14 protein-coding genes and 1 pseudogene are annotated in these 13,935 nt (G+C 68.8%); 8 read left to right on the top strand and 7 right to left on the bottom strand.

Features of this window, described 5'->3' with window-relative positions; genetic code table 11:
• Positions 1 to 123: 123 nt before the first annotated feature.
• On the bottom strand, positions 124 to 741 hold the full coding sequence (locus tag AB0L75_RS11535) for a glycoside hydrolase family 6 protein (protein WP_365178791.1): 618 nt from the start codon (positions 739 to 741) through the stop codon (positions 124 to 126).
• Between AB0L75_RS11535 and AB0L75_RS11530 the strand changes: the two genes are divergently transcribed.
• The 4 genes and pseudogenes from AB0L75_RS11530 (at position 730) to AB0L75_RS11515 (ending at position 3,821) form a co-directional block, all read left to right on the top strand.
• The gene (locus AB0L75_RS11530; RefSeq protein ID WP_365178788.1) at positions 730 to 2,295 is read left to right on the top strand and encodes a transposase; all 1,566 of its coding nucleotides are present in this window, start codon (positions 730 to 732) and stop codon (positions 2,293 to 2,295) included. The two genes, AB0L75_RS11535 and AB0L75_RS11530, sit on opposite strands and share 12 nt — an antisense overlap.
• Positions 2,296 to 2,299: 4 nt before the next feature.
• Entirely contained in the window at positions 2,300 to 2,713 is a 414-nt protein-coding gene (locus AB0L75_RS11525; RefSeq protein ID WP_365178785.1) for a hypothetical protein, read from the top strand.
• 34 nt (positions 2,714 to 2,747) lie between these two features.
• The gene (locus tag AB0L75_RS11520) at positions 2,748 to 3,449 is read left to right on the top strand and encodes a hypothetical protein (protein WP_365178782.1); all 702 of its coding nucleotides are present in this window, start codon (positions 2,748 to 2,750) and stop codon (positions 3,447 to 3,449) included.
• Positions 3,450 to 3,483: 34 nt separating this feature from the next.
• Positions 3,484 to 3,821, top strand: a pseudogene (locus tag AB0L75_RS11515) (NUDIX hydrolase).
• 646 nt (positions 3,822 to 4,467) lie between these two features.
• On the opposite strand, the gene AB0L75_RS11510 reads toward AB0L75_RS11515, so the two are convergent.
• Positions 4,468 to 5,004 (bottom strand): secondary thiamine-phosphate synthase enzyme YjbQ, encoded by a 537-nt coding sequence (locus AB0L75_RS11510; RefSeq protein WP_365178779.1) that lies wholly within the window; start codon positions 5,002 to 5,004, stop codon positions 4,468 to 4,470.
• A 674-nt stretch (positions 5,005 to 5,678) separates the two neighbouring features.
• Here AB0L75_RS11510 and AB0L75_RS11505 point away from each other — a divergent pair.
• Together AB0L75_RS11505 and AB0L75_RS11500 are read left to right on the top strand one after the other, a co-directional pair.
• Positions 5,679 to 6,095, top strand: coding sequence for a tyrosine-type recombinase/integrase (locus AB0L75_RS11505; protein ID WP_365178927.1), 417 nt, complete (start codon positions 5,679 to 5,681; stop codon positions 6,093 to 6,095).
• Positions 6,096 to 6,264: 169 nt separating this feature from the next.
• Positions 6,265 to 8,166 (top strand): histidine decarboxylase, encoded by a 1,902-nt coding sequence (locus AB0L75_RS11500; RefSeq protein ID WP_365178777.1) that lies wholly within the window; start codon positions 6,265 to 6,267, stop codon positions 8,164 to 8,166.
• Positions 8,167 to 8,489: 323 nt separating this feature from the next.
• Here AB0L75_RS11500 and AB0L75_RS11495 read toward each other — a convergent pair whose 3' ends face one another.
• Positions 8,490 to 8,936 (bottom strand): Lrp/AsnC family transcriptional regulator, encoded by a 447-nt coding sequence (locus tag AB0L75_RS11495; RefSeq protein WP_365178774.1) that lies wholly within the window; start codon positions 8,934 to 8,936, stop codon positions 8,490 to 8,492.
• A gap of 94 nt (positions 8,937 to 9,030) precedes the next feature.
• Between AB0L75_RS11495 and AB0L75_RS11490 the strand changes: the two genes are divergently transcribed.
• Both AB0L75_RS11490 and AB0L75_RS11485 read left to right on the top strand, forming a co-directional pair.
• Positions 9,031 to 9,516, top strand: a complete 486-nt coding sequence (locus AB0L75_RS11490) for a rhodanese-like domain-containing protein (protein ID WP_365178771.1) — start codon at positions 9,031 to 9,033, stop codon at positions 9,514 to 9,516.
• Positions 9,517 to 9,541: 25 nt separating this feature from the next.
• Complete coding sequence (locus AB0L75_RS11485; protein WP_365178768.1) at positions 9,542 to 10,057, top strand: immunity 21 family protein; 516 nt, start codon at positions 9,542 to 9,544, stop codon at positions 10,055 to 10,057.
• 51 nt (positions 10,058 to 10,108) lie between these two features.
• Here AB0L75_RS11485 and AB0L75_RS11480 read toward each other — a convergent pair whose 3' ends face one another.
• The 4 genes from AB0L75_RS11480 to AB0L75_RS11465 form a co-directional block, all read right to left on the bottom strand.
• Positions 10,109 to 11,356, bottom strand: a complete 1,248-nt coding sequence (locus AB0L75_RS11480; protein WP_365178766.1) for a cytochrome P450 — start codon at positions 11,354 to 11,356, stop codon at positions 10,109 to 10,111.
• A 45-nt stretch (positions 11,357 to 11,401) separates the two neighbouring features.
• On the bottom strand, positions 11,402 to 12,793 hold the full coding sequence (locus tag AB0L75_RS11475; RefSeq protein ID WP_365178763.1) for an FAD-dependent oxidoreductase: 1,392 nt from the start codon (positions 12,791 to 12,793) through the stop codon (positions 11,402 to 11,404).
• A complete protein-coding gene (locus AB0L75_RS11470; protein WP_365178760.1) occupies positions 12,783 to 13,016 on the bottom strand; it encodes a ferredoxin in 234 nt (77 codons plus the stop codon). The genes AB0L75_RS11475 and AB0L75_RS11470 overlap by 11 nt, the downstream gene beginning before the upstream one ends.
• A gap of 179 nt (positions 13,017 to 13,195) precedes the next feature.
• A complete protein-coding gene (locus AB0L75_RS11465) occupies positions 13,196 to 13,864 on the bottom strand; it encodes a hypothetical protein (protein ID WP_365178757.1) in 669 nt (222 codons plus the stop codon).
• Positions 13,865 to 13,935 lie beyond the last annotated feature (71 nt).

The raw sequence follows: 13,935 nt of genomic DNA, 5'->3' as shown, positions 1-13,935 counted from the left end.
CTGTGCGTGGGCGTGTTCATGGACTGAGGTTGGAAGGGCGTGAGGAATCTCCTCCAGCGGGCTCGCACGAGGACCTGTTGAAGGAATAGCTCATCCAGCTCCAACCGGATCACTGATTGGCGGCTACCTGTACTCGGCACCGCCGACCCCGATGGATGAGGGCACGCCGAGGCGTCGGCCTGCGGGGTTGCAGGAGTCGACGTGCTGTCCGTTCTCGTCCATGGCACCGTTGCCGTTACGGGATGTGTCGATCACGAACCGGGCGCCGCGCACGCCGAGGCCGGACAAGGCCGTGGCGACTTGCTGCCCGTAGGTGCTGGAGATGTCGGTGGCGTCGAAACTCGCAACCCCGACAGCGAAGCCACGCATTTTTTCAACACCTGCGGCAGCGAGGCGGTCAGCCATGACGGCAGGCTTGATCCAGGTGGCGTTTCCACCATCGAGGTAGCTGTGAACGAGCCGTCGGGTGGCTAGGACTTCGGTGGCGTACGCGATGAGGCTGGTTCGCTCGGAACGGGCGGAGCCTGTAGGCAGGCTGTCGAGCTGGGCGAGAGAGTCGGGTTCGACGATGACCTTTGGGCGGGGACTGCCTGGCCGACATTGGCCTGCTGAGGCCGAGCCCGCTCTGTTCGGGCCGGTGGCCTCGGATCCGACCGTCTCCGGCTCAGCGACGCACTCGCCGCGATCGGCGAACGTGCCCTGGCAGTGATCCGCACCGTCCGGGCCGAAGTGCGCAAACATGTCTGGCAGTTGGCCGGTGACACAGCGCCGGACGCCGACGGCAAGGTGACAGTGGACCTGGACGGGGTGCTCGTCGTCGCACACTCCGACAAGCAGGACGCTGCCGCCACCTGGAAGAAGACCCACGGCCACCACCCACTGATGGGCTTCGTCGACCACGGCCGGGGCGGACCCGGGGAACCAGTGGCGGGCCTGCTGGGACCCGGGAACGCCGGCTCCAACACCGCCGCCGACAACATCGAGGCCGCGAAACTGGCCTTGGCCCAGCTGCCGAAGAAGTACAGGCGCGGACGGCACGCGCTCATCCGCTGCGACTCCGGCGGCGGCACCCACGACCTCGTCGCCTGGCTCGCAGCCCGCGGACGGTGGCTGTCGCACTCGGTCGGCATGACCATCACCGACGCCATCCACCAGGCGGTTTTGAAGATCCCCGCGGCGGCGTGGACACGGCCCTCGAGCCGGACGGCGAGATCCGCGACGGCACCTGGGCCGCCGAGATCGACGCCGGCAGCGACTCCGGCTGACCCAAGGGGGGTACGACTGATCGTCCGCAAGGAACGCTCGCACCCAGGCGCTCAGCTGCGCTTCACCGACCGACGGGATGCGGCTGACCTGCTTCGCCAGCGACACCAAGCACACTCCGGTCGCCGAGCTGGAGCTGCGTCACCCCCGGGGGCCCGCGCCCATCTGACTGGAGATCATCCAGATCGTCCTCGACCTGCTGGCCTGGATGGCCCTGCTCGCCACCGGCGTCGCCCGGCTCCGGGAGCCACGCCGTCTGCGGCTGCGGCTGTTTTCCACCGCCGCCCAGCTTGTCACCACCGGTCGGCGCCGGATCCTCTGTCTCGCATCGGCGACTACCGCTACGACCCGCTCGGCGAACCCCAGACCCTGCGCACCAGCGCCGGCACCTTCTACGACCACCACGACCTGTCCGGCTCCATCACCGACCTGACGAGCTCAGCGGGCGTCGACCAGTACAAGTACACCTACGACGCCTATGGCACCACCACCGCGACCTCCCTCGTCACGGGCGCACCCGCCAACCCGTTCGCTTATACCGGCCAGTACAAGGACCCGGCCGGCACCGTCCTCGGCTATCAGTTGCGCGCCCGCACTTATGACTCCAGCACCGGCCGTTTCACCAGCACGGATCCCGCAGGTAGCCCGCTCACAGAGCCCTACGGGTCGCCCTACGCCTACACCGACGACGACCCGACCACCCTCACCGACCCCTCCGGCGCCTGCCCCGAGTGCGTCAGCGCGGCGATCGGCGGAATCATCGGCGGCGTCTTCGGCGGCATCAGCTACTCCCTGAGCCACCCACATGACTTCAGCTGGAGCGGCTTCGGTAAAGCCACCGGCAAGGGCGCGCTGTACGGCTTCGGCGCCGGGTTGCTCATGCCCGCAGCCGGCGCCAGCGCGGGTCGACCTCCTGGGGCTGGAGGAGGGCAGCACAGAGGCCACGGTGGCCTCCGCGGCCGTCAATGCGGGAGTGGGCGCCGGATACACCTGGGCCTTCAACTCCGCCTTCTGCGAACCGACCACCCCTGAAGACTTGCTGCTCGGCGCCCTGGGCGGAGCTTTCTCGGGACTCAGCGCGGGAGAATCACCCACCTCACTCTCGATGGTCGAGAACGGTGGCGAAGAGCCGCGTACTTTCCCGAATCTCTACGACGACCCGGAATGGCTCGCGCGCGAGCTGGCCGACGCGGAAGCGGCGGGGGTCGCTCCCATCGAGGTGGGCACCCAGGCGTTCGATGATGCAGTGTCCAACGGAGGAAACTATCTGTGGGCCGTCGGGCCGGACGGTAAGCTGCGCATCCTCTTCGAAGCTTCCGACAAGGTCAAGCACTCGGTGCGATCAGTCGTATCACGGACAAGAGTGGTCGCTACTATCCGATGGCTGAACTCGACGCCCCTGACTCATACCTCCAATCGGGCGTCAGTGCTTTCCGGAACGCGGGCATAGACGTCCCCGAAGACGCGATCCAACCGTTCGAGTGGTGATGAATTTGAACAGCCCGAGTGACCGGTACAACCCGATCGCTGACTACAGGTCGCTCATCAGGATCGAACCCCAGCAGCTACCTGAGGCCCTGCGTCGGCTTGCCCCGCCGGTGCCTCCGGGGCGACGGGCCCGATGGGTCCTTACCCTGGTCGACATCGCCTTCACCGACTACTATCCGGCCAATAAAGAGCAGGGTATTGACCTGGAATTGCGTCTCGCGTTTGCGTCCAGTCTGCTCGACTTCGTGGAGCAGGAACTGGACGTGCACGACCCGGTCACCATCACCCGGGAGTACATTAAGTTCGCTCGGCTAGTCGTGCAGAAAGGGGCTCGGGAGGCTCCCGCTTCCTTTCAAGTCGATGCCGTGGCAGCACGACTACTGGATGGCATTCCCTGCACACGTGAGCAGGCATTGAGGGCAGCCGGCGTCAGGCGGGGCCGCTATCGGAGGGCTCTGGAAGCGGGCCTGTCGCAGGGGCAGGAATTTGATCGTGCGGTCAGCTTCGAAGGTGGAGCCGAACTCCTTGCTGTAATTGTCCTCCTGGCGGAGTTGCCTTGGTTTCAAGAGAAGGTCACCGCCGGAGATTTAGCGCGTGAAGTAAGAGCTTGGCTCGATATCGCTCCGCAACTTGAACTCGGAGACGATGTGGAAGAGTTGCTGGCCAATCGGCGGAGAAGAAGGGCCGGGGGCCTGTGACCCGGAAGGATGTAGACGGCAACAGACATGACCCATTGCAGGGCTGACGGTCGAGCATGGCTGGTGGCAGGCCCTGCGCGGAGTCATCGAGCGCGGCGGGGAGTCGGCGGAGGAAGCGGCCGTCCGGGAGACGGGTGAGGAGACCGCCTGACGCTGTCTGCGGTCAAGCTCCTTGGCGAGCGGGTACACCTGAAGACGCAACCGCTCATGTCGTACACGGCGTGCGATGTCCTATCTGGGACCGCCTACGTAACGGACACCGAGGAACTCGCCGAACTCGCGTGGTGCGCCCACGCGGAGATCCCCGATTACGTGCCCTGCGGCCTCTACGAGCCGGTTCAGGAGTACATCGATGAGGTGCTGGCCAAGTAGGCCGGGAAGAGCACATTTGGTCTTGGTGGCGAGACGCTCCCGCCAAGCACGCACCCTGGCGGGCGCCCCGGCCGCAGGAACAGAGAGACAGTCCTGACGGATCGGGCACGCCGCACACATTCCCGCGGCATCACGCACATCGCTCCCGTCGCGCCCGAGCCGCGGAGCTTGCGGTGCCGCTTCTGCATGGCGAGCAAACCGACCAGGCCGGGCTGCGGGCTGAGTGGCGAGAAGATCCGGGTGCACGGATGGGCGTGGTCAGCCTCGGTCTCAGGGGGTGTCCGGAAAGCCCACTCGTGCGGGTGGTTTGGGCGACGCCGTAATCCAGCGGCGCATGAGCTAACTGGTAGCTCGGGAACTGGTGGGTACCCAGATTGTCGACTGATGGCGGTACTGAACGCCTACGGGCGCCAGTCCATTGAGGTTGATCACCTAGGAACATCCCAACCCGCAGCTGCTGCGCAAGGGGACCGCCCACGCAGCGAGGGCGCTCGGAATCCTTGCATGGCGCGCCGGGACCCCTCATGCCCTGCCTCGCCTGCCTCCGCAACAAACCCATCGGACAAGCCGTAGACCCCCTGCCCCCGCAGGCGTCGTCGGCCTGGACTGCTGTGTGCCGGGATGCGGCGGGTGTGGGTGAGGTGGGTCAGGCGGTGTGTGTCAGGTCGTTGTTGATGCGGACGAGAAGTTCGCGGGTGCGGGGGCCGTCGTGTTCGGCCAGCATGACCGCCTGCCACCGGCCGAGGTAGAGCGCACCGTCGGTGACGGGGACGTGCAGTTCCGGGTGGGTGGCCATCACAGCGCGCAAGTGGGCGTGGCCGTTGTCCCGCTCGCCGTGCCCGTGCAGGGCTCGTTCTTCGGCGGTGCGGTCCTTGTCGTGGCTATAGGGGTGGCGGCTGCTGTGCGGGAGGAGGCGTTCGAGGGCCTTGCTGGTATCGGTCTCCAGGCCGGTATCGAGTTCATTGACGAGCAGGCCGCAGGTGGTGTGCCCGCAGTACACGTGCACGGTCCCCTCGATCACACGGGCCTCGGCTACGAGCTGGTGCAGTTGCCCGGTCAGGTTCACCGTGCCTTCGGGGCGGTCGGTGGTCACCTGGAGCCGGGCCGTAAGAACGAGGCGGCTGCCGGGCGGCATGACTTGTCGGGAGGATACGTCGATGGCGGCATGTGACACGGTGGTCATGAAACCTCCATGGCAACGAGGCCTTGTCGGGAAGGACAACTGCACCATGCCCACCGAAGCCGTACCCCGGCAATGAACGTTCCAGCCGAAGAGACTGGCTCGAGGCGAGCAGGAAGCTCCGCCGGAAGCAGCGCAGCCACATGACCTATCGGACACTGCTCAGGTCCCAATTGCCCCGCGGCACTGGTACACCGCAGACTCCCAGACTGGATCACCCGGGTTGTGTGTTGTCTCCTGTGCCTGTTGGCCGTGTGCCACCAACCCGAGGCATGCGCAGGGCAGATCAGGTAGGGGTGCTCACCTCGACGTATGTCCTTGGCGGCGAATAGCGTGCGGCGTTGACCAGCAGGTGACTCAGGATGAGTCTGACCGGTCCGACCCTGCGGCTGATGACGGCTTGGTCGCCGGTGTACGGCTGAACGCGCGCGTAGTCGCGGATGGCGCCCTGGGCCGCGCCAACGACATCAGTCAGTGTGCTCGCCGACCACCTCTGCCCCGGCAGCCCTCCAGCCAGCACGACGTACGATCATGGAACCAGGTCCGCGCAACCCTCAAGGAAGCCCAAGCCTAGCCCCGCCAGGACACCGGCGCCGCCTCGTCGACTCCGGCTACGTCTTCACCCGGCCTGACGGCCGCCCCCACCACCCCAAAAATGTCTCCCAGGCCTTCGGTGGATTCTCCAACGCATCGGCCTTCCGTCGTTCCGCCTGCACGACCTGCGCCACTGCGCCGCATCGCTCAGCCTGACCGCCGGCCTGTCTATGAAGGCCATCCAAGCCCTGCTCGGCCACAGCAGTTACCAACTCACCGCCGACGCCTACACCAGCCTGCTGCCACAGTTCGAACAAGCCGCCGCCAACGCACCCGTTGACCTGGTGCCCCGCCGCAACGGCGTCGAGAAACCCATCGATCAGCAAGCCGATGCAGCCGAGGCGCACTCCATGCAGCTCCCGGCCCCAGTCCGCGACGGAGAAGAGATACAGCAGGAAGCGGCTACCGTCTCGATCTCGCTGTCCCCGCGCCGCCAAGAGAGCCCCTCCGAGATCACTCCGAGGGGCTTTTCACACCCTGTTTTGCCTGGTCAGAACTGATCCACCCCTGCGGGCAGGGACGCCGAGGAGGGGGGCGATGGCCACGTCCGTTAGCCCGAGGAGCCTCTCTGGCTCGTCGGGGACACCCTCTTCGCTAATACTCAAAGTGGCGAGCAATTACGTTCTGTAGTCATCTGTCGCCTCGCATCAGCAGGGAGAGTCCCAACCCATGACCGAAACCACGCCCCGTGCCCACCCGGTCCCACAGTTCCCGTTCGGCCCGGAAGGCGAGACCTGGGGTCAGATCCTGGAGGGCCAGGGCCTGACCCCCGACGGTCACGAGCCCTTCGTCAGCCCTCCGTCTGGGGATCCCGGTGCCATGTACCCTGGCGAACCGGGCCTGAACACCAGTGACTTCGAGATCCCGGCCGGCGGGTTGACGGACGCCAAGCGGCGCAAGGCCCTGAGCTCGATCGAGCTGTACCTGGCCGAGAAGCGCAGGAACATGCTCGGCTACCAGGTCACCCAGGACATGAACGGCTACCCGTTCGACCTGGCCCGCTTCATGGAAAACCACCTCAACAACCTCGGTGACCCGTTCCAGAGCGGCGGTTACAAGCCCAACTCCAAGATCGCCGAACGCGCGGTGCTCGACTACTACGCGTCGCTGTGGAACGCGAAGTGGCCGCACAGCAGGAACGACCCCGAGTCGTACTGGGGCTACATGCTCTCCATGGGATCCACAGAGGGCAGCATGTACGCGCTGTGGAACGCCCGCGACTACCTCAGCGGCAAGGCGCTGATCGTGCCCGACGAGGGGGTCGGCCCGTTCGGCGAGCCGCGCCTTCCCGGCGAGCTGATGCAGGTCCAGGCCGAGCCGCACCCGGACCGGCCCAACGAGTTCCGCCCCGTGGTGTTCTACTCCGAGGACACCCACTACTCGTTCGCCAAGGCGGTACGGGCCCTGAACGTCGAGACGTTCCACGCCGTCGGTGAACAGCTGTACGGCGGCCAGTGTCCGCTCACGGACAAGGACGGCCGCCCGCTGCGGGTCTGGCCGACGGAGGTGCCCTCCCGCAGCGGTCCCTCGGGGAGCTCCGCCGACGGCCCCGGCGACATCGACATCGACGCGCTCGCCACCCTGGTCAAGTTCTTCGCCGGGAACGGCCACCCGATCATCGTCAGCCTCAACTACGGCAGCACCTTCAAGGGCGCCCACGACAACGTACGGAAGGTCTGCGAGCGGCTGCTGCCGATCTTCGAGGCCAACGAGCTGGTCCGGCGCCCGGTGCACTACGTCGTCGACCGCAGGACCGGCGAGAAGAAGGTCGACTACCGGCGGGGCTTCTGGATCCATGTCGACGGGGCGCTCGGCGCCGGGTACGCGCCGTTCATGCGGATGGCCTACAAGGACCCGCGATTCGGCTGGAACCCCGAAGTGAACCTGCCCGAGTTCGACTTCGGCCTGAAGGTCCGCGCCAAGAAGCATGGCGCGGTCGACATGGTGTCGTCGATCGCGATGAGTGGCCACAAGTGGCCGGGCGCACCCTGGCCGTGCGGCATCTACATGACGAAGGTCAAGTACCAGCTCGAACCGCCGGCCCAGCCCCAGTACATCGGCGCCCCCGACACCACCTTCGCGGGGTCGCGCAACGGCTTCTCGCCGCTGGTGCTGTGGGATCACCTGGCCCGGCACTCGTACCAGGACCAGGTCAACAAGATCCGGAAGGCACAGGAACTGGCCGCCCTGCTGGAGGAGCGGCTGCGGAAGCTGGAGTTGAACAACGGGCTGGAGGTGTGGACCGCCCGCACCGACGGCGCGATCACGGTCCGTTTCCGCAAGCCCAGCCCGGAACTGGTGGCGAAGTGGTCGCTGTCCTCGGAGGACGTCGCCGTTCCTGACGAGGACGGAGGCTTCGTCCTGCGCCGGTATGTGCACGTGTTCCTCATGAGCTCGGCCACCCGGCAGAAGATCGAGGAACTCGTGGCGGACCTCGCCCGGGATCCCGCATTCCAGGCCTCGGCCCTGCCGGCCACCGTCCTCCCGGCGGCCGCCGAGTCCCAGGTCCAGCTGGCCGAGGGCAGCCATTCGCTGTCCGCGCTGCCCGCCACGGGCCGCGGCTTCCAGTAGACCGACCTGCCTCGCGGAAACGAGGGGCCGCCGACCGCCATACCGGTCGGCGGCCCCTCGCAGGCTGGAACGTGGCCGTCGCACGAAGACGTCGCAGGCTATGTGCCAGAACGCTCCGGCAGATTCATCCAGCGCATCGGACTTCCACCGGTCCGCCTGTACGACCTGCGCCGCATCGTTCAGCCTGGCCTCCGGCCTATCGATGAGGGTGATCCAAGCCCCGCTCCGCCACAGCAGCGGTGGCAGCCTCGACGACCAGACCCTCGACGAGGTCCTCGACGCAGAACGGGGTCGAGGCTGCGGCAGCGGGAGGTCTGACCCGGTCAGTGGCCCAGGGCGCGTCGGGGCAGGGGAGAGGAGTACACGACGCTGGTGGTCACGGAGCCCAGCGCACCGATCCGGCCGGAGATCTCCTCCAGGTGTGCCATGGACCGGGCGGCGACCTTGATGACGAAGCAGTCGTCGCCCGTCACATGGTGGGCCTCCAGGATCTGGGGCGTCGCGGCCACCAGGTCGTGGAACGGCTTGTAGTTGCCGTTCGGGTACCGCAGTCGTACGAACGCCAGGATCGGCAGCCCGAGCCGCTCGGGGTCGACGACCGCCGCGTACCCCTGGATCACACCCGCCTCCTCCAGCCGCCGGACCCGCTCGGTGACGGCGCTGGGCGACATGGAGACGGCTCGGGCCAGCTCGGCGTAGCTGGCCCGTCCCTCCCGCTGGAGGACCTCGAGAATGCGCCAGTCGGTGGCGTCCGGGGAATACACGGTCATCCCGGATGGATAGCAGGGAATTCCCCGCTCGGGCAAGGATGGCGCCGTGGATTCCCCCTTCAGGGAACCGGCCCCGGGCCGTAGATTTCCAGTCATGATCACCGAGACCACCCAGACCTCTGCGAACCCCGTCCTGCGGGTCGCCCCCGCCGCTCCCGCCGAGGCCGCCGCCTACTTCCGGGCGAGCCTGGCCTTCCACGCCGACGTCTCCGACGTGGCCGCCGCGCTCGCGGCCGGCGGCGACCCCGGCTTCGTCGTCGTCGACACGCGCTCGACCCAGTCCTGGGACCAGGGCCATGTCCCCGGCGCCGTCCATCTGCCCACCGCGCTCATCCCCGAGCAGGCCGAGCGGCTCCTGGACCGGTCCGTGCCGGTGGTGACGTACTGCTGGGGCCCCGGCTGCAACGGCGCCACCCGCGCCGCCCTCGCCCTCGCCGAACTCGGCTACCAGGTCAAGGAGATGCTCGGCGGCTTCGAGTACTGGGCCCGCGAGGGCTTCACCTACGAGACCTGGCAGGGCCCCGCCCGCCGCGACACCGATCCCCTGACCGCGCCCGTCGACGGCGAGTGCGGCTGCTGACGGACGCCGTGTAGGTTCTCTGCCCATGGCTCGATACGCGGATCCAGGCGCGCTGGAGTGGGTGGAATCGGGCGGCGGCCCGCTCATAGCCGTCCCGGAGACGGTGCTGCCGTTCTGGGCGGGCGCCGACAGCGAGGACCTCGACACCGACTACGACCGGGCGTGCGAGGTCGACGGGTACGTCGCCCTGCTGCCGGTCGGCGACAGCGCGGCCCTGGTGTTCGGCGACGAACCTGCCTCCACCTCGTTCCTGCCGGACCACGCCACCTTCGTGCGGTGGTCCGCCGCCAACTCCGAGGCGGAACTGCTCGCCACCGTGCCCGCCGCCCTCGACGCGGCCGTCTGGGGGAGCGAGGTGCACTGGCGGGTGCCCGGCCCGGTGCTGCTGTTCGACTCGGCCTGGCCGGGCCAGGCGGCCGGCCGTACCGAACACCTCCGGGTGCCGCTGGAGGCGGGAACGTACGCGGTGCGGGCCGCGTATGTGCAGGCGGGACCGGAGACCTGGGTCGGGCTGGTGCGGCTCACCCGGCTCGCGCACTGACGCGGCGCACGCACCTCGGCAGGGGGCCCGGGAGACGGCCGGCGGTGGCCGTCACCCGGAGCGGCGCAGCCCGTCGAAGGCGATCTCCAGATGCCGGGGTCCGCGCAGCACCGCGTTCTGCCGGTACGGCGGCGGGTCCTCGACCAGGCGGGGGTTCTCCAGCCGCCGGGCCAGTTCGGACAGCGCGATCTGGGTCTCCAGCCGGGCCAGCGGAGCGCCGAAGCAGCTGTGGATGCCGCTGCCGAAACCGAGATGCTGGATGTCCTCGCGGTCCGGGTCGAAGCGCTCGGGATCCTTGAACCGCTCGGGGTCGCGGTTGCCCGCGGCCAGCATCAGCCAGATGCGCGAGCCCTTGGGGATGGTCACCCCGCGCACCTCGATGTCGGCGATACAGGTGCGCTGCGGCACGATCTGCACCGGCGGCTCGAAGCGCAGCAGCTCCTCCACGATCCTCACCGACAGCCCCGGATCCTCGCGCAGCCGCCGCAGGACGTCCGGGTGCCGCAGCAGGGTGAGCATGCCGTTGGTGATGAGGTTGACCGTCGTCTCGTGACCGGCGATCAGCAGCAGCACCGCGGTGCTGAGCACCTCCATCATCGTCATGGCGCCGTCCGGACCCTGGCTGTTGACCAGGTCGGACAGCAGATCGTCGCGTGGCTCCTTGGTGCGCTGGTCGACCAGCCCGGCCAGATACATGCCGAGCTGCATCCGTGCCTCCTGCGCGTTCTTCCGGAAGGCCTCGTCCGCCTGCTCGCGCGTCTCGGGGTCGAGCGTGGCGACCAGGGGATCGACCCAGGCGCGGAACTTCGGCTCGTCCTCGCGGGGCACACCGAGGAGCCGGCAGATGACCGTCACCGGGAACGGGTAGGCGAACTGGTCCACCAGGTCGATCTGCCGGGAGTCCCCCAGGTCGTCGATCAGACCGGTGACGATCTCGCCCAGCTCACCGCGCATGTTCTCGATCCGGCGCGGCCGGTGCGGCGGGCCGAAGCCCCGGTTGGCGATGCGGCGGAGCCGGTCGTGCTCCGGCGGGTCGAGCCGGATGAAGGACGGCGGCAGCCCTCCCGTCTCCTCCGCCTGGGCCAGCGGGTCGTCCCCGGCGACCGCCAGGTTGGCGGCGTCGGAGCTGATCCGCGGATCGTGCAGCAGTGCCTCGATGTCCCAGTACGAGCTGACGACGTAGGGGCCGCCGTGCTCTTCGTGCAGCACCGGCGTCTTGCGTAGCTCCTCGTACAGCGGATACGGGTTCGCGCGGTTGGCGAAGTCGGTGATCTGGCTGAACAGCGAGGCCTGCGTCATGACAAGTCCTTGGAGCGTCGGGTGAGCGTCGAGCCGGGGCGGCGGTCAGTGCCGGGCGGGGTGGAAGACCAGCTGCTGGTCGGCCGGTGAGTAGCCGCTGAGGGTCACCATGGGGCCGTGCGTCGGCAGCGACGGGTCGGGGAAGTCGGCCGCCATCGGCTGCCGGCCCTCGGGACGCCGGTCCACCGTCGGGAACTCCACCGGGAACGGGGCACCCTGCTCGATCTGCCGCTGGTAGAACTCCAGCCAGCGGGTGTTGTCGAAGGTCACGGCGGCCACGATCCGGCCCTGGTAGCCGTAGACGCCGGCGAACCGGCGTTCGGCCAGCGAACCCTGGGTGATCATGAGTTGGTCACCCATGGGCGGCACGCCGACCGACTTGATGTTCACCCCGAACATCGACGACCAGAAGGCGGGCATCCACAGGTGCGGCCGCCGGCCGGCGCCGTGGCAGATCATGTTGTGCGCGGCCGTCTCCGCCTGGGCGACGGCGTTGCCCCAGTGCTCCAGCGAGAGGAACTGGTAGCCGAACAGCGCGTGCGGCGAACGCGCGACATCACCCGCCACGAACACGTCGTCGGTGACGATGCCCCGGAAGTCGAAGGCACGGCAGCCCGCGTCACAGGCGATGCCCCGGGGCCCCGCGCCCAGTCCCGACCCGGCCAGCCAGTCGGTGTTGCGCACCGAGCCCAGTGAGACCACGACCACGTCCGCCTCGACGACGCTCTCGTCGGACAGATGGACGGCACGCACCCTGCCGACCGGGTCGCCCTCCAGCGAGGTCACCGTGACATGGGTGCGCAGATCGACGCCGTTCTCGGTCTGCAGATCGGCGGCGACCGCGCCGATCACTCCGCCGAGCGCGCCCACCAGCGGTGCCCCCGCGCGCTCCGCCACGGTCACGGCGATGCCCATCTCCCGGCAGGCCGAGGCCACCTCGGAACCGGCGAACCCGGCGCCGATCACGAACACCCGGCGCGGCCCGGCCTTCAGCCGCTGGTACAGATCGGCCGCGTCGTCCCGCGTCCGCAGCACGCAGACGCCGTCCAGCCGGGCCTCCTCCGCCTTGGGCCAGGGCCGGGCGCGCACGCCGGTCGCGATGAGCAGCCGGTCGTACTCCACCTCGTCCCCGTCGGCCAGCCTGACCCGCTTGGCCGTCAGATCCAGGCCGGTCGCCGGGACGCCGAGCCGCCACTTGGCGTCGATCTCCCGGCGGTGCGGCAGTTCGGTGCGGTGCGGGGACGCCATCCCCAGCAGGACGGACTTGGACAGCGGCGGCCGGTCGTAGGGTTCGTGCGGTTCGTCGCCGATCAGGGTCAGCTCACCGGCGAAGCCCTCGGCACGCAGGGTCTCGGCGGCCCGCAGGCCCGCCAGCGAGGCACCCACGATCACGATCCGGCCTTCGCGCCTGAGCCAGTCGACGTAGTCAGCGGGCATCGGACGCCGCCCCCTGGACGCCTCCGCTGCCGTCCAGGCCGTCGGCCGTGATCGCCTGTACCGGACAGGCCGCGACCGCGCGGGCGAGCCGCTCCCGTTGCTCCTCCGGTGCCTGCGGGTTGTAGACCAGTGACTCCTCGCCGTGCATCGCGAAGACATCGGGAGCGAGGAACGCACACTGGGCGTACCCCTGACATTTGTTGAGATCGACGACGAGCCGCATCGACGCTCCGCCCTTCCGGTGGCCAGGTCCGGTGCGCGCCGGTCGTTTCGCGCGGCATTCCCGGACGGCGGTCATGTCCCGTTTGCCAGCATGAGCGCGGTGGAACAACATCGCCCGTCGGGAAACCCCCATTCGGGCTGTCAGCCGTTCGGGTGCACGGTGCCACCCTCATCCGCCCGTCACGCGTCCGCGGCGCCCGGCCGGGCGCGACCGCCCGCCAGGACGATGTGGACGCTGAGCACCAGCGACCAGCCGGGGAAGACCAGCTCCGCCCAGGGCACCGCGGACGCCACGAACAGCAGGGTGAGGGCGGTCAGCAGGCCCAGGGCCGACAGCCAGCGGGGCAGGACGTCCAGACGGTGGCCGATCATGGACAGGGAGCAGGCGAAGACGGCCGCCATGCGCATGGCGTACGTCGTCATCAGCGTGTACGCGAGATGCCGGCCGAAGTCCCAGGAGGCCGGCCCGGGCGCCGTACCGGCGGGGTGGGCGACGGAGAGCACGGCACCGGCCGCCGCGGCGGCGCCGAACATCGTGGCGGTGAAGACGAGTCCGCTGCCGAGGAAGACGGTGGCGAGGAACTTGTCCTCGCCGGTACCGATGTGTGCCCGCACCACGCCGACGAACCACAGGAAGAAGATGCCGGCGAACGGCACCAGCGAGAGAGCGGTGCGCAGCGCGGTACGGCGCCCGGAATCCGTGAATCCCTGGGCGGTGACCGCGTCGGCCCCTTCGGGAAGGCCCAGCCGCACCAGGACGATCGCCGCCGCCAGCAGCAGCGCGAACACGACTCCCGCCAGCCCGGCGGCCCGCGGTGTCTCCAGCGCCCGCTGCCCCTGCTGTTGCATGCCGCCCGGCCTCCTCCACATCGCCTCCGGCACCAGCTAGCCGCCGCCCGCGGTCTCACGCCACCGGGGCG

Source organism: Streptomyces sp. NPDC052101, assembly GCF_040680235.1.
Lineage (GTDB): Bacteria > Actinomycetota > Actinomycetes > Streptomycetales > Streptomycetaceae > Streptomyces.
This window is presented reverse-complemented; position numbering and strand designations above follow the sequence as displayed.

Excerpts from the sequence above, each read along its gene's own strand:
- AB0L75_RS11535 (WP_365178791.1), bottom strand. The coding sequence starts at position 741 with ATGTTTGCGCACTTCGGCCCGGACGGTGCGGATCACTGCCAGGGCACG.
- AB0L75_RS11510 (WP_365178779.1), bottom strand. The coding sequence starts at position 5,004 with ATGACCACCGTGTCACATGCCGCCATCGACGTATCCTCCCGACAAGTC.
- AB0L75_RS11500 (WP_365178777.1), top strand. The coding sequence starts at position 6,265 with ATGACCGAAACCACGCCCCGTGCCCACCCGGTCCCACAGTTCCCGTTC.
- AB0L75_RS11495 (WP_365178774.1), bottom strand. The coding sequence starts at position 8,936 with ATGACCGTGTATTCCCCGGACGCCACCGACTGGCGCATTCTCGAGGTC.
- AB0L75_RS11490 (WP_365178771.1), top strand. The coding sequence starts at position 9,031 with ATGATCACCGAGACCACCCAGACCTCTGCGAACCCCGTCCTGCGGGTC.
- AB0L75_RS11485 (WP_365178768.1), top strand. The coding sequence starts at position 9,542 with ATGGCTCGATACGCGGATCCAGGCGCGCTGGAGTGGGTGGAATCGGGC.
- AB0L75_RS11480 (WP_365178766.1), bottom strand. The coding sequence starts at position 11,356 with ATGACGCAGGCCTCGCTGTTCAGCCAGATCACCGACTTCGCCAACCGC.
- AB0L75_RS11475 (WP_365178763.1), bottom strand. The coding sequence starts at position 12,793 with ATGCCCGCTGACTACGTCGACTGGCTCAGGCGCGAAGGCCGGATCGTG.
- AB0L75_RS11470 (WP_365178760.1), bottom strand. The coding sequence starts at position 13,016 with ATGCGGCTCGTCGTCGATCTCAACAAATGTCAGGGGTACGCCCAGTGT.
- AB0L75_RS11465 (WP_365178757.1), bottom strand. The coding sequence starts at position 13,864 with ATGCAACAGCAGGGGCAGCGGGCGCTGGAGACACCGCGGGCCGCCGGG.